The following is a 19,591-nucleotide window of genomic DNA, read 5'->3' as shown; positions in this document are numbered from 1 at the left end:
ACGTGTCACACCATGCCCACAAATAATATTTTAGATGACCCCGGCGCACGCATGGAGACCGTTACACTCGCAAAAAGGCCGCAACTTCGTCGCGCCGGCCTATCGTGTCCTTGTAGCCGAGCTCCATCAGCGCCTGCGTGAAAGGTGGCTCGAACAGCAGGTAGGACAGCAGGGTCGAGCCCTCGCGCCGCATCGCGCCGATACCGCGCAGCACGGTACGCAGCGCCAGCGGCAGGGTGTCGCGGTGCCGTCCGGCAATCGCGTCGAGGCGCTGCGACGGCGAGATCACCAGGGTCTCGATCGGCCGCAGGTAGATCCCTGCCGCCGCGCGTTGTTCCGGACTCATCGCGCCGGCCGTGATGTTGATGCGATGGAGCCGCTCGAGATCCACCGACAGGCTGTCGAGGAAGATGCTCGACAGCGCATGGCCGGCGATCTGCGCGAGCGAGGGATAGCCTTCGCTGCGCTGGCGCCCCTCCTCCACCAGCCGCCCGGAACCGATCACCAGGATGCGGTCGGCGCCGAGGTGGATCGCGGGGCTGATCGGCGCGAGCTGGCGCATCGACCCGTCGCCGAACCATTCGCGATTGATCCGCACCGCCGGGAAGACGAAGGGAATCGCGCTGGTCGCGAGCAGGTGGTCGATGCCGATCGAGGTGCGCACGCCCAGCCGCTGCATGCGCCGCCACGGCTCGACTTCGGGGACGGCGTCGAAGAAGGTGAGGCTCTCGCCCGAGGAGTAGCCCGACGCGGCGACGCTCACCGCGTGCAGGTGGCCCTGCCCGATGGCGCGGGAGATGCCGGAGAGGTCCAGTACGTCGCTGATCAGACCGCGCAGCGGGGCGTTGTCGAGCAGCGAGCGCGGCGTCTGCCGTACCGCCCAGCCCAGCGTCAGCGCCGAGGCCCAGCGCGCACCGGTCGCGAGCAGCGCGGCCGCATCGGCCCGATAGACCTGATTGACGTGGAACTGCCGCCAGATGCGCGCGAGCATGCGCACGCCGACGTTGAAGTCGCTGGCATACACCGCCAGCGCGGCTGCATTGATGCCGCCCGCGGAGGTGCCGCACAGGATGGGGAAAGGATTGCCCGGACGGCGGCCGCGGATCTCGCGGATCGCCGACAGCACGCCGACCTGGTAGGCCGCACGCGCGCCGCCTCCCGTCAGTACCAGCGCAGCCTTGCCATCGGACATCGCGCCCCCGGTCGCTTGCGGACAACTCCCCCGGGATGATGCCACGCAGGTGCCGGGCCGTGAACGGCCGGCACCCGCGTTTGCCCGGGGCGCTGCGTCAGCGCTGGCGCTGGGCCGCCTCGACCGCGGCGAGCGCGGTCATGTTGACGATGCGGCGCACCGTCGCCGACGGCGTGAGGATATGCACCGGGCGCGCCGCACCGAGCAGGATCGGACCGACGGTCATGCCTTCGCCCGCCGCCGTCTTGAGCAGGTTGAAGGCGATGTTCGCGGCGTCGAGCGTCGGGAAGATCAGCAGGTTGGCGGCGTCGCGCATGCGCGCGTTCGGGAAGATGCGCAGGCGCAGGTCCGCGTCGAGCGCGGCATCGCCGTGCATTTCGCCTTCGACCTCGAGCTCCGGATGACGCTCGTGCAGCAGGCGCAGCGCGGCACGCATCTTCTCGGCGGTCGGCGAGTCGGCGCTGCCGAAAGACGAATGCGACAGCAGCGCGACCTTGGGCGTCATGCCGAAGCGCGACATCTCCTCGGCCGCCAGCAGCGTCACCTCGACGATCTGCTCCGGCGACGGGTCGTAGTTGACGTAGGTGTCGGCGAGGAAGAGCGTGCGCTCGGGCAGGTTCACGACGTTGAGCGCATAGCAGTGCTTCACTCCCTCGCGCCGCCCGATGACCTTCTCGATGAAGTCGAGGTGCAGCCGGTGCATGCCGTAAGTGCCGCAGATGAGGCCGTGGCCGTAGCCGAACTTCAGCAGCAGCGCGCCGATCAGCGTCGTACGGCGGCGGACTTCCTTCTTCGCGTACTCGATCGACACGCCGTGGCGCTCCATCAGGCCGTGGTAGTAGGTCCACAGCTCCTTGAAGCGCGGGTCGGAGTCGGGGTTCACCAGCTCGAAATCCCGGTCGGCACGCATGCGCAGGCCGAAACGCTCGATGTTGGCGTTCACGACGTCCGGGCGACCGATCAGGATCGGGCGCGCGAGACCTTCGTCGGCCACCGTCTGCACCGCGCGCAGCACGCGCTCGGACTCGCCCTCGGCGAAGATGATGCGCTGGTTCGTGCCGCGCGCCGCGGCGAACACGGGCTTCATGATCAGGCCCGAATGCCACACGAAGTTGTTGAGCTGCGTGCGGTACGCATCCCAGTCGGTGATCGGGCGCGTCGCGACGCCGGAGGCCATGCCCGCTTCGGCGACCGCCGGGGCGATCTTGACGATGAGGCGCGGATCGAAGGGGCGCGGGATGATGTACTCGGGGCCGAAGCCCGACACCTTCTCGCCGTAGGCGGCGGCGACGATGTCGCTCTGCTCGGCGCGCGCGAGTTCGGCGATCGCCTTCACGGCGGCGAGCTGCATCTCGTCGGTGATCGTGGTCGCGCCGACGTCGAGCGCGCCGCGGAAGATGAACGGGAAGCACAGCACGTTGTTGACCTGGTTCGGGTAGTCCGAACGGCCCGTGGCGATGATCGCGTCGTCGCGCACGCCCTTCACGAGCTCCGGCAGGATCTCCGGCGTCGGGTTCGCGAGCGCGAGGATCAGCGGCTTCGCGGCCATCTTCGCGACCATCTCGGGCTTGAGCACGCCGCCCGCGGAGAGGCCCAGGAACACGTCCGCCCCCTCGATCACCTCGGCGAGCTTGCGTGCGCTGGTCGGCTTCGCGTAGCGCGCCTTGATCGGATCCATCAGCACGGTGCGGCCCTCATAGACCACGCCTTCGATGTCGGTGACCCAGATGTTGTCGACCGGGATACCGAGCTTCTCGAGCAGGCCCAGGCAGGCGAGCGCCGCGGCCCCCGCGCCGGAGGTCACGAGCTTGACCTTCTTCAGGTCCTTGCCCAGCAGGTGCAGGCCGTTGAGGACCGCCGCGCCGACGACGATCGCCGTGCCGTGCTGGTCGTCGTGGAACACCGGGATCTTCATCCGCTCGCGCAGGCGCGCCTCGATGTAGAAACACTCCGGCGCCTTGATGTCCTCGAGGTTGATGCCGCCGAAGGTGGGCTCGAGCGCCGCGATCATGTCGATCAGCTTGTCGGGGTCGTTCTCGGCGATCTCGAGGTCGAACACATCGATGCCGGCGAACTTCTTGAACAGCACGCCCTTGCCTTCCATGACCGGCTTGGCGGCGAGCGGGCCGATGTTGCCCAGGCCCAGCACTGCGGTGCCGTTGGTGACGACGCCGATCAGGTTGCTGCGCGCGGTGAAGTTCGCGGCTTCGGCCGGCTCCTCGACGATCGCGTCGCAGGCCGCGGCAACCCCCGGGGAATAGGCCAGCGACAGGTCGCGCTGGTTGGACAGCACTTTCGTGGGGGTGACCGAGATCTTGCCCGGCCGCGGATAACGGTGGTAATCGAGCGCCGCAGCGCGGATCGTTTCGTCCATTTGAAGTCCCGTAATTGTTGTAATCAGTTTCCCGGCTGCCGCCGGGGATTCTCCCGAATCCGTAATGATGCCGCGGATCGCGGCGGGGAGACAGCCTGGCGGGTGGGCAGCGGCGCCAGGCGGCCGGGCCACGCCGAAGCGGATTTTCCGCCGGCCGCGCGGCCGTGGCATAATATTAAGCTTTCGCCGACTGCGGTTTACCCTAGTAGTTTCCGCAGCGACGGCGCAACAAGAAGGTCCAAAGGCCCGTCAAAAATCCCGCCCGGGACGCGCGGCTGCGAGCTCCAGGCGGCTTACCGCTTTTGCAATCTGGAGAGTTTTCCATCATGACTCAACGCTTGTCCGCCGAGGCCATCCTGGCCGGCGCACCCGCTTACATTCGCCACGCCGGCCTGAAGAAGTGGGTCGCCGAAATCGCCGCCCTGACCGAACCCGACCGGGTTTATTGGTGCGACGGATCGGCCGAGGAATACGACCGCCTGTGCGCCGAAATGGTCGAGGCGGGCATGCTGATCAAGCTCAACCCGGAAAAGCGCAAGAATTCCTACCTCGCGTGGTCGGACCCCTCGGACGTCGCGCGCGTCGAAGACCGCACCTATATCTGCTCCAGGAACAAGGACGACGCCGGCCCGACCAACAACTGGGAAGACCCGGCCACCATGCGCGAGACCCTCAACGGCCTGTACAAGGGCTGCATGCGCGGTCGCACGCTGTACGTCGTGCCGTTCTCGATGGGCCCGCTCGGTTCGCCGATCGCCCACATCGGCGTCGAGATCACCGACTCCCCGTACGTCGTCACCAACATGCGCACGATGACGCGCATGGGCAAGGCGGTGTATGACGTGCTCGGCAGCGACGCCGAGTTCGTGCCCTGCGTGCACTCCGTCGGCGCCCCCCCTCGGGCCGGGCGAGAAGGATTCGCGCTGGCCGTGCAACCCCGACACCAAGTACATCGTGCACTACCCCGAGACGCGCGAGATCTGGTCCTACGGCTCGGGCTACGGCGGCAACGCGCTGCTGGGCAAGAAGTGCTTCGCGCTGCGCATCGCCTCGACGATGGCGCGCGACGAAGGCTGGCTCGCCGAACACATGCTGATCCTCGGTGTCGAGTCGCCCGAAGGCGAGAAGACCTACGTCGCGGCGGCCTTCCCGTCGGCCTGCGGCAAGACCAACTTCGCCATGCTGATCCCGCCGAAGTCCTTCAACGGCTGGAAGATCTACACCGTCGGCGACGACATCGCGTGGATCAAGCCGGGCAAGGACGGCAAATTCTACGCCATCAACCCGGAAGCGGGCTTCTTCGGCGTCGCCCCGGGCACGTCGGAAAAGACCAACTACAACGCGATGGCGACGCTCAAGGAAAACATCATCTTCACCAACGTCGCGCTGACCGACGACGGCGACGTGTGGTGGGAAGGCATGAGCAAGGAAGCGCCCGCGCACCTGATCGACTGGCAGGGCAAGGACTGGACGCCGGAACTCGCGAAGGAAACCGGGCGCAAGGCGGCGCACCCGAACTCGCGCTTCACCGCGCCGGCCAGCCAGTGCCCGTCGATCGATCCGGCCTGGGAAGATCCTGCCGGCGTGCCGATCTCGGCCTTCATCTTCGGCGGCCGCCGTGCGACCACCGTGCCGCTCGCCTACCAGGCGTTCAACTGGAACTTCGGCGTTTACATGGCCGCGACCCTCGGCTCCGAAACCACCGCTGCCGCTTTCGGCGCGCAGGGCGTGGTGCGCCGCGACCCGTTCGCGATGCTGCCCTTCTGCGGCTACCACATGGGCGACTACTTCAACCACTGGCTGAAGATGGGCCACGTGGTCGAGCAGACCCCGAAGATCTTCTGCGTAAACTGGTTCCGCATCAACGAGAAGGGCGAGTTCATGTGGCCGGGTTTCGGCGAGAACATGCGCGTGCTGAAGTGGATCGTCGACCGCGTGCGCGGCCGCATCGGCGCGAAGGAGACCTCGCTCGGCTGGATGCCCAAGTTCGAGGACATCGACTGGACCGGTTCCGACGTGACCAAGCCCGAGTTCGAGGCGCTGACCCAGGTCGACGCCGACGCGTGGAAGAGGGAACTCGAGCTGCACAAGGAATGGTTCGACAAGCTGCAGGACCGCCTGCCGCGCGCGCTGACGCTCAAGCGCGAGATGTTCGAGCTGGCCCTGTCGGTCTGAACCTGCCCGCCGGCCACGGCCGGCTGAACGAGCAAAAGCGCCGCGCGTCGGCGCTTTTGTTTTTTCCGTCCCCTACAATTTCACATCGATCGCCCCCCGAGGAATACGCATGACACCGCATCTCGCCCGCCGCACTGCCGACATCCAGCCCTTCCACGTGATGGAGCTGCTGCGCCGCGCGCGCGCGCTCGAAGCGCAGGGGCGCGACATCATCCACATGGAAGTCGGCGAGCCCGACTTCGCGACGCCACAGCCGATGATCGATGCGGCGACGCGCTTCCTCGCCGGCGGCGACGTGCACTACACGGCCGCCCTCGGCCTGCCGCAGCTGCGCGAGGCGATCGCGCGCTTCTACCACGACCGCTTCGACGCGGACGTCGCACCCGAGCGCATCATCGTCACGCCGGGCGCGTCCGGCGCGCTGATGCTGGCGCTGGCCGCGACAACCGATCCGGGCGATGAGTGGCTGCTGCCCGACCCCGGCTATCCGTCGAACCGCCACCTCGTGCGCAGTTTCGAAGGGGCGCCGCGGGCGCTGCCGGTGGGGGCGGAGACGCGCTACCAGCCGACGCCCGATCAGGTCGCGGGCGCCTGGACGGCGCGCACGCGCGGGCTGGTCGTCGCGAGCCCGTCGAACCCGACCGGCACCCTGCTCGACCCGGCCGAACTCGCGGCGCTGCGTGCGACGGCGCTCTCACACCAAGGCACGCTGATCGTCGACGAGATATACCAGGGACTGACCTACGGCGTCGAGGCGAGCACCGTGCTGAAGTCGATGGACGACGTGTTCGTCGTGAACAGCTTTTCCAAGTACTTCGGGATGACCGGCTGGCGCCTGGGCTGGCTCGTCGCGCCGCAGGCCTACGTGCGCGAGATCGAGAAGCTCGCGCAGCATTTCTTCATCTCGCCCTCCACGCCAGCGCAACACGCCGCGCTGGCGGCCTTCGCGCCGGCCACGATAGCGATCCTGGAAGCCCGTCGGCACGAGTTCGCACAGCGCCGCGACACGCTGCTGCCGGCACTGCGCGAGCTGGGTTTCATCGTCGGCGCGGAGCCGCAGGGCGCGTTCTACATCTATGCGGACGTCTCGCACCTCGCCGACGACAGCGAAGCGCTCGCCCACCGCCTGATCGAGGAAGCGGGGGTCGCGGCAACGCCGGGGCTGGATTTCGGCGACAACCAGCCGCGCCGCCATCTGCGCATCGCCTACACAAACCGCCGCGAGCGTCTGCTGGAAGCGATCGAGCGCATCGCGCGCATGCGCGCCTGAGGACACCGGAAACGACGTGCGCGGAGGCCGGGAAGCGCCCCCCGCGCGTCGTCAGGCGCCGGCCCCCGTCTTCGCGCGTGCCGCGGCCGCGAGCAGGCGCTTCTGCAGCGCCAGCACCTTGTTCGCGTAGCTCGCGTTCGGATCGCTCAGGGCGCCGCCGTAATACTGCAGCGCGGCCTGCATGCTGCCGAAGCGCTGCACGCCCTCGACGAGCACCTGCGTGCCCACGCGGATGTTGAGCATCGGGTCGAACAGCGCATCCTCGCCGGCGTTGCGGCCGATCTTGTCGAGATGGAAGCGCGGGATCACCTGCATCAGGCCCTGCGCGCCGTTCTGGCTCTCGGCGAACGGGTTGAAGCTGGACTCGATCGCCATCACCGCAACGATCAGCAGCGGGTCGACCCCGAGCTTGCGGCCGCTGCGTTCGGCGGCCGCAAGCAGCGGTTCGAGCGCACGCGTGGAGATGTTGTAGCGCTGCACGACGAAATCGCGCACGCCGCGCATCTCGGCCGACAGCCCCCCCGCAGGCGTCGCGACCTTCGGTCGCGGCGTTTCGGCGGGCGCCTCCGCGGCCGGTTCAGGCGCCGGGACAGGGGGCTCCGCAGTGTCGCCGGCAGCCGCGGCCTCCAGAACTCCGGGGCCGAGGTCGGCATAGCTGACAGGGTCCTTGCGCAGATAACCCGCTCCCGCGAACGCGACAAACGCGAACGCCGTGAGGATCAGACTGCCGTGGACGAAATGCACGAAGAACGTGGCCGCGTCGTGAAGCCTGCGACCAGGACGAGTTGCGTGAGTCATCGGTACCTCCCTGCTGCGACCATGCCCTCGACCGCGGCGCCAGCAGCGCCCAGACAGACTTCGCCTGTCGATCGGAAGATCACGTCTTCAGTGGTTGTTCGAGTGCGCGATCGCAACCAGACCGCACGCCCGGCGGGGAGACGGATGCGCTCTCCGGCGCTGTCCCAAGACGCCGATTCCGTTCGGAATCGTGCGCCGCCCCGCTGCCAATTATTGAAAACTACAATTGAAAAATACGTTGCTGCGCTGCAGCAATAACCCTACTCTATTGATTTTATTGGGCTTGGTCAAGCAGGCACGCTGCGAGTGAGGCCCACCTTCCTCCTTCAGGTGGCGAAGTCTCGCACAGACTGGCCTTCGCAAGAAGTGAAAAAATTGTCACAAAATTTGTAACAGCACTGTGCTGGCGACCTCAGGGCGGGCCGGACAGGGGGCCACAGGCGAGTTCCGGCCGCCCCAGCGCCAGCCGCAGACGCTGCCAGTCGAAGCACGGGCCGGGGTCGGTCTTGCGCCCGGGGGCGATGTCCGAGTGGCCCGTCACCGCCTCGATCGGGTGACGCGCACACAGCTCGCGCAGCAGCGCCGCCAGCCGTTCGTACTGCGCCGCGTCGAAGGGCTGCGTGTCGCAGCCTTCCAGCTCGATGCCGATCGAGAAATCGTTGCAGCGCTCGCGCCCGCGCCAGTTCGACACGCCGGCGTGCCACGCGCGCGCGTCGGTCGGCACGAACTGCAGCAGGCTGCCGTCGCGGCGGATGAAGAAATGCGCCGACACGCGCAGGTGGCCGATGGCCGCGTAGTACGGATGCGCCGCGGGGTCGAGGGCGTTGGTGAAGAGTTGCTCGACGCCCGGGCCGCCGAACTCGTCGGGCGGCAGGCTGATCGCGTGGACGACGATCAGCGTGACGTCCGTACCCGGCGGGCGGGCGTCGCAATTCGGCGACGGGCAGCGCAGTGCAGCGTCGACCCAGCCTCCTTCGGTGCAGTCTGCCGCGTCGGGCACGGCGCCCTGCCCCGCCACGGCGGATGTCCGCTCATGCATGGCGCTTCGCCGGCCGCGCAGGTTTGCGGGCCGCCGCTGGCTTCGTGCCGGGGGAAGGGCGCGCCGTCTGGGCACGCTCCGTGCCACGCTCGGCGGCCGGAGTCCGCTTCCCGCCGCAGCTCGGGCGCTTGCCGGCAGGCGCCTTCGCCGGACCGCGCCCCGCAGGGGTGCTGCCGGCCGCACCGAGGGGCACGCCGGGCTGGTGGCGCGGCACGAGGCAGTTCGGCCCGTTGCCGATGAGATCCGCGCGTCCCATCTGTTGCAGGGCCTCGCGGATCAGCGGCCAGTTCTCCGGGTCGTGCCAGCGCAGCAGGGCCTTGTGCAGCTTCCTGAGCTTGCCGGCGCGAGCGGTCTCGACGATCTCGGAGTCGGCCGACACCTTGCGCAAGGGGTTCCTGCGGCTGTGGTACATCGTCGTCGCCATCGCCATCGGCGTGGGCATGAAGGTCTGCACCTGGTCGGGCTTGAAGCCCTGCCGCTTGAGCCACAGCGCGAGGTTCACCATGTCCGCGTCGGTCGTGCCGGGGTGCGCGGCGATGAAGTAGGGCACGAGGTGCTGCTTCTTGCCGGCCTCCTGCGAGTACTTCTCGAACATCGCGGCGAACTTCTCGTAGGTGCCGATGCCGGGCTTCATCATCTTCGACAGCGGCCCTTCCTCGGTATGCTCGGGCGCGATCTTCAGCAGGCCGCTGACGTGGTGCGTGACGAGTTCCTTGACGTATTCGGGCGAGCGCACCGCGAGGTCGTAGCGCAGGCCCGAGCCGATCGTGACGCGCTTGACGCCGGGAATCGCGCGCGCCTTGCGGTACAGCGAGATCAGCGGCGCGTGGTCGGTCTTGAGGTTCTCGCAGATGCCGGGATACACGCACGACAGGCGCCGGCACGAGGACTCGATCTTCTTGTCCTTGCACGCCATGCGGTACATGTTCGCGGTGGGGCCGCCTAGGTCGGTGATGTGGCCCTTGAATTCGGGCGTCTTGTCGCGGATCTCCTCGATCTCGTGCAGGATCGATGCCTCGGAGCGGCTCTGGATGATGCGCCCCTCGTGCTCGGTGATCGAGCAGAAAGTGCAGCCGCCGAAGCAGCCGCGCATGATGTTGATCGAGAACTTGATCATGTCCCACGCGGGGATGCGCGCGTCGCCGTAGGACGGGTGCGGGCGGCGCGCGTAGTGCAGGCCATAGACGAAATCCATCTCGGGCGTCGTGAGCGGCACGGGCGGCGGGTTGAGCCACACGTCGCGCCGCCCCGGCCCTTCGCCGTGCGCCTGCACGAGCGCGCGGGCGTTGCCGGGATTCGATTCGAGATGGAAGACGCGCGAAGCGTGCGCGTACATCACCGGGTCGGCGACGACCATCTCGTAGGACGGCATGCGCACGACGGTCTTGCCGCGCGCCGCGCGCCGGGCGGCGACGCGCTCGGCGGCGGGGACGATGCGCACCGGCTGGGCGCCCTCCGCGGCGGCCGTCACCATCTCCGCTTCCATCGCGTAGGGATCGGGATGCGGTGCGACCGGGCCGGGGCGATCGAGCGTGAGCGAGTCGATCTCGCTCCATTCCGCGCCCGGCAGCCAGCCGGGCTTGACCATGAAGGCCGTGCCGCGCAGGTCGCGGATCGATTCGATCGGCTCGCCGGCGTCGAGCCGGTGGGCGAGAGCCACGAGCGCCCGCTCGGCGTTGCCGAAGATCAGCAGGTCGGCCTTGGAGTCCGGCAGCACCGAGCGCCGCACCTTGTCGGACCAGTAGTCGTAGTGCGCGATGCGGCGCAGCGAGGCTTCGATGCTGCCGAGCACCACCTTGGCGTCGGGGAAGGCTTCGCGCGCGCGCTGCGCATAGACGGTCACTGCGCGGTCGGGCCGCCGGCCCGCTTCGGCGCCGGGCGTGTAGGCGTCGTCGGAGCGGATCCTGCGGTCCGAGGTGTAGCGGTTGACCATCGAATCCATGTTGCCGGCGGTGATGCCGAAGAAGAGGCGCGGACGGCCGAGGGCGCGGAAGGCGTCCGCGCTCTTCCAGTCGGGCTGGCTGAGGATGCCGACGCGAAAGCCCTGCGCCTCGAGGAGCCGCCCGACGAGCGCCATGCCGAAGCTCGGATGGTCGAGGTAGGCGTCGCCGGTGACGAGCACGACGTCGCACTCGTCCCACCCCAGCGCCTGCATCTCGGCGCGGGACATCGGCAGGAAGGGGGCGGGCCGGGCGGGCGGGCGGGCGGCGGCAAGGATGCTGGGGAGGGAATCGGTGTTCATGGTCGCAGGCATTGTATTCAGAGATTCCGTGCCGTCGTTCGGTTCAATCGGGCAGGGGAAGAGAGGCAAGGGGCTGGCGACCGCATCACGCGTGCCGCATGCCGGCGAGCGCGGCGTCGCGGCGCACCTCGTCGAGCAGCCAGGCGCGAAACGCTGCGGTCGGCAGGGCGTCGGGGACGGCGTCCTGCGTGACCAGGTAGTACGCGAAGCGCCGCCGCACGCTGATCGCGAAGGGCACGACGAGGCGGCCGGCCGCGACTTCGGCGGCGACGAGCGGCTTCGACAGCAGCGCGATGCCGAGGCCGTCGAGCGCCGCCGCGATCGCGAGGCCGGAGTCGCCAAAATGCAGGCCGGCGGTGCGGATGCCGCTGACGCCCGCGGCGGCGAGCCATTCGGGCCAGGTCGGCCGCTCGCGCGTGTCGGGCACCGTGTCGTCGTAGATCAGCGTGTGGCGTCTCAGGTCGGCGGGCTCGCGCAGCGGCAGCTTCGCGCGCAGCAGCGCCGGGCTGCAGACGGCCGTGTATTCGGGCTCGACGAGCAGCTCGCTGCGGTAGCCGGGGTAGCGCCCGGAGCCGAAACGGATCCACAGCTGCGCCCCTTCGGCGCGCGGCGCCGGCGGGTCGATGCCGAGACCGCCCGCTTCGACACCGTCGATCGCCCGCGTGGCGCTCGCCAGGTGCAGCTCGACCTGGGGATGCGTCTCGGCGAAGCCCTGCAGCCGCGGCACGAGCCAGCGCGACGCAAACGACGGCGGCGCCACGACCGACAGCCGGCTCACCGGCCGCATCGCGCGCACCGTTTCGACCGACGCGGTGATCGCGCTCATCGCCTCGCGCAGCTTGGGCAGCATCGCCTCGCCTTCGGGCGTCAGTTCGAGCGCGCGCGTGAGGCGCCGGAACAGCGGCACGCCGAGGTCGTCCTCGAGCCCGCGGATCTGGTGGCTGATCGCAGTCGGCGTGACCGAGAGCTCCTCGGCGGCGAGCTTGAAACTAAGGTGTCGCGCAGCGATCTCGAAGGCGCGCAGGGCGTTGAGTGGAGGAAGGCGGGCCGGCATACGGATGAAATTTTCTAAGGCGTCGCATGATGAACGATCGCTTGTTGCGATGCAACAAATATCCGTACAGTCGCTTCCAGGCCCTCACGACGGGCTCAAACGCCAAGGAGCCGCAACATGGACAAGGACTATCTGTTTTATCAGGGCTATATCCGTGAAGCCCAGCGCAGGCGCAACGAGGCGCTCGGCCAATTGTTCGTCGCCGGCTGGCAGCGCACGAAGCGCATCGTCGCCCGCCTCGCCAACGCCGTGCTCGACCTCCTGATCGGCTCCAGCCCCCAACCCCACTGAGTCCCGCGCCCCACGAGGGCGCCGCTCAATCGGTCGCCCTGCGCCGCTGCCGACGCAGGGCGACAATTCCGTACACCGCCACGTTGGCCGCCACGACGGCGAACCCGAGCACCGCCTGCACCGCGGGCGTGAGTCCCGGCGGATAGATCAGCGGGATCAGGTAGTGCTCGACGAATCCCCCCTGAAGCTCGACGCCGCCGCCCGCTGCCCGCCGCAACGCGTTCTCCAGCGGCGTCAGCGGGCAGGTCCAGCCGATCAGCTCGATGCCGGCCCCGTATGCAGCGGCGGGTAGATGCGCCCACGCCAGGCGCGGCCAGCGGATCGTCAGCAAGCCTCCGAATACCACGAAGGCGATGAAAAGCGCGTGCATCAGCACGACGAAATCGGCCGCCATCAGAGCAAACACAGCCTTCTCCCCAGGATCCGGTCAGGCCGGACGGAACACGCGTACCCCCAACAGCACGCCGACAACCAGCAGCACGATGCCGACCGCCTCGCCCACGCTGGGCCAGCGCCCGTACCACAGGAAAGCATAGAGCAGCGCCGACAAAGTTTCGAACACGATGAGCTGGCCGACAAGCGCGGGCGGCAGCAGGTGGCTCGCGCGGTTCCACAACAGGGTGCCGAGCCAGGATGCGGCGAGGCCCACGAGCAGCATCAGGCCGACGAAGGCTGCGGGCCGCGGCCCGAAAGGCCAATCGAACACGTCCGCCGGCGCAGTGACGCCCTGCCACAGCGCGAAGCCGGCGGCGCCAAGGAGCGCGAGCGGCAGCGTCACGAGCCCCTGCGCGGTCGCCCACGGCCGTGCGAGCCCCGGCTCGCGCGCGCGCAACCAGCGGGCGTTGCGGATCGGGTACCAGGTCCACGACGCCACGGCCGCGACGCCGAGCAACAGCCCGAGCACGTAGCGCGGCCCGTCCTGCGCCGCGCCCCCCGCCGCTGCGGCCGCATGCGCGGCGGGATCGAAGTGCACCACCAGCAGTCCGCCGAGAATCACCGCGAGCGGCAGCGCAATGCGCCGCCACGCAACCGCCCCAGCGGCGTTGCCCGCGCGGCGTTCGCCGAGGTTCGCGCAGATCGCGATGACGACCGGCAGCGTGCCGATCATCAGCGTCGGCACCGGCGCGCCGGCGAGCTGGATCGCGCTCGCGAGCGTGGAGTAGTAGACAAGGTTGCCGATCAGCGCGAGCTTGCCGGCCTCGATCCAGTCGGCGCGCGTGAGGCGCATCAGCGCCGCGCGGTCGAACCATGCCAGCGCCAGCGCCAGCACGCCGAAGGCGATGTAGCGGCCGAACGCGAGTGCGATGCCGGGGTAATCCCCGAGCATCAGCGGCACGACGAACACCAGTCCCCACAACAGCCCCGCACCCAGCGCGGCGAGCAAACCAGCCAGCATGAACCCGATCCCGAAACGAAGGGCGCAGTGTGCCACGCATGGCGCCTGAGGGCACGGGTGGCCGCGCATGGCATCGGGAAAACCCTGAGCGCGGTGAACGGTCCGGCACCAGCTGCTATGCTGCGAGGCACATGAATCAGGCTCATCGCAGCGCTGAAAATCCCTCGCCGCGCGGCGCGGCGGCCCCTGTTAACATCGCGCCACCCATCCCGAACAAGAAGCGGAGATATCCCACATGACCGAAACGCCCACCCGCGGGCCGCGCGTCGGACTGTTCGCCACCTGTCTGATGAACGTATTCCGCCCGAACGTCGGATTCTCGGCGGTGAAGCTGCTCGAAGACGCCGGCTGTACCGTCGAGGTGCCGGCGAACCAGACCTGCTGCGGCCAGCCGGGTTACAACAGCGGCGACTACGACGCCGCGCGCGCGCTCGCGCGCCAGGTGATCGAGGCCTTCGAGCACTACGACTACATCGTCGGCCCGTCCGGTTCGTGCATGGCGACGATCCGCCACGATTACCCGGTGCTGTTCCAGAACGACGACGTGTGGCGGCCGCGCGCGCAGGCGCTGTCCGAGAAGAGCTGGGAGCTGCTGTCCTTCCTCGCCGACGTGCTGCACGCCGCGCCCGCCGACGCCCGCTACGACGGCACCGTGACCTACCACGACTCCTGTTCGGGCCTGCGCGGGCTGGGCATCAAGGGCCAGCCGCGCGCCCTGCTGGGCGACGTCGCCGGCCTCAAGCTCAAGGAGATGGAGGACAGCGAGGTGTGCTGCGGCTTCGGCGGCACCTTCTGCGTGAAGTACCCGGAGATCTCCGAGAAGATGGTCGAGGACAAGGTCAGGAACATCCTCGCCTCGGGCGCCGACACGCTGGTCGGCGGCGATCTCGGCTGCCTGATGAACATCGCCGGACGCCTGAAGCGCATTCACGCGCCGGTGAAGGTGTTCCACACCGCGGAAGTGCTTGCGGGCCTCGCCGACGGCCCCGGCCTCGCGGGCGCGGCGAAGGAGGCCGACTGATGGAGATCCGCTCGAAGGAATTCAAGGACCGCGCGGTCTTTGCGATCCACGACGCGAGCCTGCAGCAGGCGCTCGGCAAGGCGCGCGGCGGCTTCGTCGGCAAGCGCGCGCAGCAGGCGGCGGAGTTGCCGGAGTTCGAGCAGCTGCGCGAAGAAGCGAAGAACACCAAGAACCACATCCTCGGCAATCTCGACCACTACCTCGAACGCTACGAGGCGGCGGTGACGGCCGCGGGCGGCCACGTGCACTGGGCGCGCGACGCCGAGGAGGCGCGCAACATCATCCTCGACATCTGCAAGCGCGTGAACGCGAAGACCGTCACGAAGGGCAAGTCGATGGTGTCCGAGGAGATCGCCCTGAACGAGGCGCTGATCGACAACGGCATGGAGGTCGTCGAGACGGATCTGGGCGAATACATCATCCAGCTCGCGCACGAGCCGCCCTCGCACATCATCGCGCCGGCCGTGCACAAGACCAAGGACCAAGTCTCCGATCTCTTCGAGGCCGCCCACGGCGGACCGAGGAAGACCGAGGTGCCGGATCTCGTCAATGAGGCGCGCCTCGTGCTGCGCGACAAGTACTTCCGCGCCGACGTCGGCATCACCGGCGGCAACTTCCTCGTCGCCGAGACCGGCTCGTCGATCATCGTCACCAACGAGGGCAACGGCGACCTGACGCAGACGCTCGCGAAGGTGCACATCGTCACCTCCGGCATCGAGCGCGTGGTGCCGACGCTGGATGACGCGACGCTCTTCCTGCGCCTGCTCGCCCGCAGCGCGACCGGCCAGGAGACCGAGACTTACACGACGATCTCGACCGGCCCGCGCCGCGCCGACGACCTCGACGGCCCGGAGGAGTACCACGTCGTGCTGGTCGATAACGGCCGCTCGAAGATGCTCGCCGGGCGCTTCAAGGACATGCTGCGCTGCATCCGCTGCGGCGCGTGCATGAACCACTGCCCGGTGTATGGCGCGGTCGGCGGCCACGCCTACGGCTGGGTGTATCCCGGCCCGATGGGCTCGGTGCTCACGCCGCTCATCAAGGGGCTCGACAACGCCTACGACCTGCCCAACGCGTGCACCCTCAACGGCCGCTGCGCGTCCGTGTGCCCGGTGAAGATTCCGCTGCCGGACCTCTTGCGCGAGCTGCGCCACATGCAGCACCAGCAGGACCTCACGCCGGTGATGCAGAAGCGCGCGCTCAAGGTATGGCGCTACGTCGCGACGCGGCCGAAGCTCTATCACGCGCTCGAACAGGTCGGCGCGCGCTTCCTGTCGGCGATCGCCAGGAACGGCAGCATCCGCCGCCTGCCGCTCGCGAGCGGCTGGACCGACGTGCGCGACCTGCCGGCGCCGGCGGGGCGCACCTTCCTCGAACTGTGGCAAGGCAAGCGAGGCCAGCAATGAGTACCAGCAACGCAAGGGACGCGATCCTCGGCTCCGTCCGCAGCGCGCTCCGGCGCGGTCCGCTCGACGCCACGCAGCGCGCCGAGCTCGACGCCCGCGTCCCGCGCCACACCCGTCCCGCGCAGGACGAGGACCTCGCCGCGCGTTTCATCCGCAAGTTCGAGAGCCGCGCCGGCACGACCGCCCGCGTCGCAAGCCGCGCCGACGTGCCCGCCGCGGTCGAAGCCTATCGCGCCGGCAAGGGCCTGCCCGCGCGTGCCGCGGTCGGCGCCGCGCTGCAGGACCTGGCGTTTCCCGGCCTCGAGATCCACCACGGGCCGGCCGGGATCAGCGAGACGATGGCGGTATCGCAGGCGCTCGCCGGCATCGCCGAGCCGGGCAGCCTGATGATGGCGTCCGGTCCGGCGAGCCCGATCACGCACAACTTCGTCCCGGACGACCACGTGGTCGTGCTCGACGCGGGCGCCATCGTCGGCCACTTCGAGGAGGCGTGGGCCGTGCTGCGCGCCCGCCCCGAAGGCATGCCGCGCGCGACCAACATCATTTCCGGCCCGTCGCGCACGGCCGACGTCGAGCAGACCATCCAGCTCGGCGCACACGGCCCGCGCCGCGTGCATGTGATCGTCGTCGGCTGACGCCGGCGGCAGCGGGCAGGGGCCTGCGGCGGGAGCACCTTTCCCGCAGCATCCGCCCCCGCCCCGCCCGTGTTTTGCATAATTCGCTTACATCTCGGCGACAACGTCTGCCCGCGATCTCGCGTTTAATGCGCATGGGGACAGGGTGCGGCCCGATCGCCCCCTGTCCGGTCCGTCTGGAGAAACAACCATGAAAACCAACGCATTCAAGCTGCTTGCCGCGCTCGTCGCGGGTGGCGTCCTCGTCGCCGCCCTGCCCGCCCACGCCGATGACGACGACGATGACTGGCACGACCGCGGCCGCCATCTCGGCCACTACAAGAAATTCCGCGACCGCGAGAGCGTCGTGATCCGTGAACGGATCATCGAGCGCCGCCCGATCGTGCGCGAATACCGGTACTACGAGCGCCCGATCGGCTATTACGCCCCGGCGCCGGTGTATGCCCCGGTCTATGCGCCGCGCTACTATCCGCGCGACCCCGCGATCACGATCGGCGTGGACATCCCGCCGCTGGTCATTCCGTTGCGCTGACGCAACACATTTTTGTAACCTGGCAGCGACATCCCGTTCGGAAGAATCTGATCGCTGCCTTAAGCGCCGGGTCCGCGCCGGGCCCGGCAGTCCGCGGCAAACGCCTCCGCCGCCGCGATGAACTCGAAGAAATCCGCCTCGAAGCCGGCATACCCGGCAAAGAGTTCCGCGCCGCTGCCGGTCAGCGGATTCTCGCGGCGCAGCCGCTGCGCCATGCGGTCGAGCGCCATGCCAATGACGTCGGCCGAACGGTAACTCCCCAGCCAGTCCGAGTCGCGCATGTGCGGCAGGATCGCCGCCAGACGCGGCGGCAGCAGTGCGCCGTTCGCCCCCATCAGCGCGTACATCGCCGCGCTGAAATGCTCCAGCGGCACGCCGTGGAATCGGTCCCAATGCAGCGCGAGGAAATGGTCGTAGAACATGTCGACCATCACGCCCGCGACGCGCCGGCGCTCGGGCGAGATCCGCGCACGGCTGCGCTGGAAGGCGGGATGGGTGTCCGCGAACACGTCGATACGGCGATGCAGGCGCACCCCTTCCGCGACGTCCGGCGGCAGGCCCGCGGGCAGCGGCCCTTTGACGAAGTCCCCCATCAGGCCGCCGAGGCGGTCGGCGGGAAGATCGCCGGCAAGCCAGGCGTGGGCGAGGAAGTTCATGCTGCCGGCCCCTACCCGAACGCCGCCCCGAGCCAGTCGATGAATGCCTGCACCACCGCACGCTTGCTCTGCGCCGGCGTCGTGACGGCGTAATAGGTGAAGGGCGCCGGCGCGGACACGCCGAAGAGCGGCACCAGCCGCCCCGTCTCGACCCACGCTGCCGACAGGCGCCGCGTGCACACCGCCGCCCCCAGGCCGGCCGCGGCGATCTCCATCAGCATCCCCAGGTCGTTGAACACCGCGCCGCGCTCGGGTTCCGCCCAGTCGAGCCCGGCTGCGGCAAAGCACGGCCGCCACGGCAGCAGCGGCGAGCGCAGCAGTTCCAGCCGGCTGAGATCCGCCATGCCCGCCGGCGCGTGCGCGGCGATCCACGCGGGCGCGGCGAGCGGCACCATCGTGTCGTCGAAGAGCTTGCGCACGACGCGGTCCGGGTAGTCGCCCGCGCCCCAGCGCACCTCGACGTCGGCGGCCTCGGCGGTGACGTCCTGCAGCGGGATCGACAGGTGCGCCTCCAGTTCCACTTCCGGGTGCGCGCGCAGGTATTCGGGCAGGCGTGCCATCAGCAGCTGGCGCGCGAAAGTCGGCGGCATCGACACGCGCAGGCGCTCGCGTTCGGGCTGCAGCACGGCGCCCGCCTGCGCGAGCTTGTCGAAGGCCTCGCGCACGCTGTCGAGATACAGCCGCCCGGCGGTGGTCGGGCGCACCCCGCCCGACGCGCGCTCGAACAGCACGGTGCCGAGCTGGGTCTCGAGCTGGCGGATGCGGTGGCTCACGGCGCTGGGCGTCACGCACAGCTCCTCGGCCGCGGGCGCGAAGCCGCCCAGGCGCGCGGCCGCCTCGAAGGCCGCCAGCGCATGCATCGGCGGCACGCGGCGCAGCGGCGCGCTCAAGCGCATCCCCATGCACGCGCGAGCGCGGTCACTGCGCCGTGGCGCGGGCAGCTCACGACATGGTCGTTGGTCATCCCCGCCGCCTGCATCAGCGCGTAGCAGATCGTGCTGCCGACGAACTTGAAGCCACGCGCCTTCAAGGCCTTGCTCATCGCGTCGGACTGCGGCGTCGTCGCGGGGATCTCCCCGAGCGCGGCGAAGGCGTTCTGCACCGGCTGGCCGTCCACGAAGCTCCATAGCCAGGCGACGGGATCGGTACCCGCCTCGCGCAGGTCGAGCCAGGCGCGCGCATTGAGGATCACCGCATCGATCTTCGCGCGGTTGCGGATGATGCCCGGATCGGCGAGCAGTTCCGCCTTCTTCGCGTCGCCGTAGTGCACGATGCGCTCGGGGTCGAAGCCGTCGAACACGGCGCGGTAGCGTTCGCGCTTGCGCAGCACCGTGATCCACGACAATCCCGCCTGAGCGCCTTCGAGGACGAGGAATTCGAACAGCGTGTGCGCATCGCCGGTCGGCACGCCCCATTCGGTGTCGTGGTAGTGGATGTAGAGCGGATCATTGCCCGCCCACGCGCAGCGCTCGGTCATGCTCTCTCCAGTGGGGCCGTATCGCGACCAACT

Annotated in this window: 17 protein-coding genes and 1 pseudogene; 7 read left to right on the top strand and 11 right to left on the bottom strand. The window is 69.0% G+C overall.

Annotated features, from left to right (window positions below):
* Window positions 1–61: 61 nt before the first annotated feature.
* Together CDA09_RS02740 and CDA09_RS02735 are read right to left on the bottom strand one after the other, a co-directional pair.
* Window positions 62–1,192, bottom strand: a complete 1,131-nt coding sequence (locus CDA09_RS02740; protein ID WP_121427221.1) for a patatin-like phospholipase family protein — start codon at window positions 1,190–1,192, stop codon at window positions 62–64.
* Between the two features lie 97 nt (window positions 1,193–1,289).
* Complete coding sequence (locus CDA09_RS02735) at window positions 1,290–3,566, bottom strand: NADP-dependent malic enzyme (RefSeq protein ID WP_121427220.1); 2,277 nt, start codon at window positions 3,564–3,566, stop codon at window positions 1,290–1,292.
* 326 nt (window positions 3,567–3,892) lie between these two features.
* Between CDA09_RS02735 and CDA09_RS02730 the strand changes: the two are divergent.
* A pseudogene (locus CDA09_RS02730) lies at window positions 3,893–5,741 on the top strand (phosphoenolpyruvate carboxykinase (GTP)).
* Between the two features lie 109 nt (window positions 5,742–5,850).
* Window positions 5,851–7,011, top strand: a complete 1,161-nt coding sequence (locus CDA09_RS02725) for a pyridoxal phosphate-dependent aminotransferase (protein WP_121427219.1) — start codon at window positions 5,851–5,853, stop codon at window positions 7,009–7,011.
* Between the two features lie 51 nt (window positions 7,012–7,062).
* Here CDA09_RS02725 and CDA09_RS02720 read toward each other — a convergent pair whose 3' ends face one another.
* The 4 genes from CDA09_RS02720 to gcvA form a co-directional block, all read right to left on the bottom strand.
* Window positions 7,063–7,809 (bottom strand): transglycosylase SLT domain-containing protein, encoded by a 747-nt coding sequence (locus CDA09_RS02720; protein WP_164844363.1) that lies wholly within the window; start codon window positions 7,807–7,809, stop codon window positions 7,063–7,065.
* A gap of 412 nt (window positions 7,810–8,221) precedes the next feature.
* On the bottom strand, window positions 8,222–8,848 hold the full coding sequence (gene ampD, locus CDA09_RS02715) for a 1,6-anhydro-N-acetylmuramyl-L-alanine amidase AmpD (protein ID WP_121427218.1): 627 nt from the start codon (window positions 8,846–8,848) through the stop codon (window positions 8,222–8,224).
* The gene (locus CDA09_RS02710; RefSeq protein WP_502697084.1) at window positions 8,841–11,090 is read right to left on the bottom strand and encodes a YgiQ family radical SAM protein; all 2,250 of its coding nucleotides are present in this window, start codon (window positions 11,088–11,090) and stop codon (window positions 8,841–8,843) included. The genes ampD and CDA09_RS02710 overlap by 8 nt, the downstream gene beginning before the upstream one ends.
* A gap of 85 nt (window positions 11,091–11,175) precedes the next feature.
* Window positions 11,176–12,144 (bottom strand): transcriptional regulator GcvA, encoded by a 969-nt coding sequence (gene gcvA, locus CDA09_RS02705; RefSeq protein WP_121427217.1) that lies wholly within the window; start codon window positions 12,142–12,144, stop codon window positions 11,176–11,178.
* A gap of 117 nt (window positions 12,145–12,261) precedes the next feature.
* Here gcvA and CDA09_RS23245 point away from each other — a divergent pair, with 117 nt between their 5' ends.
* On the top strand, window positions 12,262–12,435 hold the full coding sequence (locus tag CDA09_RS23245) for a hypothetical protein (protein ID WP_164844362.1): 174 nt from the start codon (window positions 12,262–12,264) through the stop codon (window positions 12,433–12,435).
* Window positions 12,436–12,460: 25 nt separating this feature from the next.
* Here the strand turns inward: CDA09_RS23245 and CDA09_RS02700 are convergent, their stop codons facing one another.
* Together CDA09_RS02700 and CDA09_RS02695 are read right to left on the bottom strand one after the other, a co-directional pair.
* Window positions 12,461–12,841: a DUF2784 domain-containing protein gene (locus CDA09_RS02700; RefSeq protein ID WP_164844361.1), complete on the bottom strand. Its 381-nt coding sequence runs from the start codon at window positions 12,839–12,841 to the stop codon at window positions 12,461–12,463.
* A gap of 21 nt (window positions 12,842–12,862) precedes the next feature.
* Complete coding sequence (locus tag CDA09_RS02695) at window positions 12,863–13,831, bottom strand: DMT family transporter (protein WP_121427215.1); 969 nt, start codon at window positions 13,829–13,831, stop codon at window positions 12,863–12,865.
* Between the two features lie 235 nt (window positions 13,832–14,066).
* Here CDA09_RS02695 and CDA09_RS02690 point away from each other — a divergent pair, with 235 nt between their 5' ends.
* The 4 genes from CDA09_RS02690 (at window position 14,067) to CDA09_RS02675 (ending at window position 17,425) form a co-directional block, all read left to right on the top strand.
* Window positions 14,067–14,852: a (Fe-S)-binding protein gene (locus tag CDA09_RS02690; protein WP_121427214.1), complete on the top strand. Its 786-nt coding sequence runs from the start codon at window positions 14,067–14,069 to the stop codon at window positions 14,850–14,852.
* Complete coding sequence (locus CDA09_RS02685; protein WP_121427213.1) at window positions 14,852–16,258, top strand: LutB/LldF family L-lactate oxidation iron-sulfur protein; 1,407 nt, start codon at window positions 14,852–14,854, stop codon at window positions 16,256–16,258. The genes CDA09_RS02690 and CDA09_RS02685 overlap by 1 nt, the downstream gene beginning before the upstream one ends.
* Entirely contained in the window at window positions 16,255–16,893 is a 639-nt protein-coding gene (locus CDA09_RS02680; protein WP_121427212.1) for a LutC/YkgG family protein, read from the top strand. Before CDA09_RS02685 ends, CDA09_RS02680 begins: the two co-directional genes overlap by 4 nt.
* Window positions 16,894–17,083: 190 nt before the next feature.
* Window positions 17,084–17,425, top strand: a complete 342-nt coding sequence (locus tag CDA09_RS02675) for a hypothetical protein (RefSeq protein ID WP_121427211.1) — start codon at window positions 17,084–17,086, stop codon at window positions 17,423–17,425.
* Window positions 17,426–17,484: 59 nt separating this feature from the next.
* On the opposite strand, the gene CDA09_RS02670 is transcribed toward CDA09_RS02675, so the two are convergent.
* Genes CDA09_RS02670 through CDA09_RS02660 form a run of 3 tightly spaced genes read right to left on the bottom strand, consistent with a single transcriptional unit; the run spans window position 17,485 to window position 19,558 of the window.
* Window positions 17,485–18,081 (bottom strand): acyl carrier protein phosphodiesterase, encoded by a 597-nt coding sequence (locus CDA09_RS02670; RefSeq protein WP_121427210.1) that lies wholly within the window; start codon window positions 18,079–18,081, stop codon window positions 17,485–17,487.
* An 11-nt stretch (window positions 18,082–18,092) separates the two neighbouring features.
* The gene (locus CDA09_RS02665; RefSeq protein ID WP_286164359.1) at window positions 18,093–18,971 is read right to left on the bottom strand and encodes a LysR substrate-binding domain-containing protein; all 879 of its coding nucleotides are present in this window, start codon (window positions 18,969–18,971) and stop codon (window positions 18,093–18,095) included.
* Window positions 18,968–19,558 (bottom strand): DNA-3-methyladenine glycosylase I, encoded by a 591-nt coding sequence (locus CDA09_RS02660; protein ID WP_121427209.1) that lies wholly within the window; start codon window positions 19,556–19,558, stop codon window positions 18,968–18,970. The genes CDA09_RS02665 and CDA09_RS02660 overlap by 4 nt, the downstream gene beginning before the upstream one ends.
* Between the last annotated feature and the right edge of the window lie 33 nt (window positions 19,559–19,591).

Origin of the sequence: Azoarcus sp. DN11, assembly GCF_003628555.1 — a bacterium.
Classification (GTDB): domain Bacteria; phylum Pseudomonadota; class Gammaproteobacteria; order Burkholderiales; family Rhodocyclaceae; genus Aromatoleum.
This window is presented reverse-complemented; position numbering and strand designations above follow the sequence as displayed.

Coding starts and splice junctions, on each gene's coding strand:
- CDA09_RS02695 (WP_121427215.1), bottom strand. CDS start 13,831: ATGCTGGCTGGTTTGCTCGCCGCGCTGGGTGCGGGGCTGTTGTGGGGA.
- CDA09_RS02680 (WP_121427212.1), top strand. CDS start 16,255: ATGAGTACCAGCAACGCAAGGGACGCGATCCTCGGCTCCGTCCGCAGC.
- CDA09_RS23245 (WP_164844362.1), top strand. CDS start 12,262: ATGGACAAGGACTATCTGTTTTATCAGGGCTATATCCGTGAAGCCCAG.
- CDA09_RS02710 (WP_502697084.1), bottom strand. CDS start 11,090: ATGAACACCGATTCCCTCCCCAGCATCCTTGCCGCCGCCCGCCCGCCC.
- CDA09_RS02725 (WP_121427219.1), top strand. CDS start 5,851: ATGACACCGCATCTCGCCCGCCGCACTGCCGACATCCAGCCCTTCCAC.
- CDA09_RS02675 (WP_121427211.1), top strand. CDS start 17,084: ATGAAAACCAACGCATTCAAGCTGCTTGCCGCGCTCGTCGCGGGTGGC.
- CDA09_RS02740 (WP_121427221.1), bottom strand. CDS start 1,192: ATGTCCGATGGCAAGGCTGCGCTGGTACTGACGGGAGGCGGCGCGCGT.
- CDA09_RS02660 (WP_121427209.1), bottom strand. CDS start 19,558: ATGACCGAGCGCTGCGCGTGGGCGGGCAATGATCCGCTCTACATCCAC.
- ampD (WP_121427218.1), bottom strand. CDS start 8,848: ATGCATGAGCGGACATCCGCCGTGGCGGGGCAGGGCGCCGTGCCCGAC.
- CDA09_RS02685 (WP_121427213.1), top strand. CDS start 14,852: ATGGAGATCCGCTCGAAGGAATTCAAGGACCGCGCGGTCTTTGCGATC.
- CDA09_RS02690 (WP_121427214.1), top strand. CDS start 14,067: ATGACCGAAACGCCCACCCGCGGGCCGCGCGTCGGACTGTTCGCCACC.
- CDA09_RS02720 (WP_164844363.1), bottom strand. CDS start 7,809: ATGACTCACGCAACTCGTCCTGGTCGCAGGCTTCACGACGCGGCCACG.
- CDA09_RS02670 (WP_121427210.1), bottom strand. CDS start 18,081: ATGAACTTCCTCGCCCACGCCTGGCTTGCCGGCGATCTTCCCGCCGAC.
- gcvA (WP_121427217.1), bottom strand. CDS start 12,144: ATGCCGGCCCGCCTTCCTCCACTCAACGCCCTGCGCGCCTTCGAGATC.
- CDA09_RS02735 (WP_121427220.1), bottom strand. CDS start 3,566: ATGGACGAAACGATCCGCGCTGCGGCGCTCGATTACCACCGTTATCCG.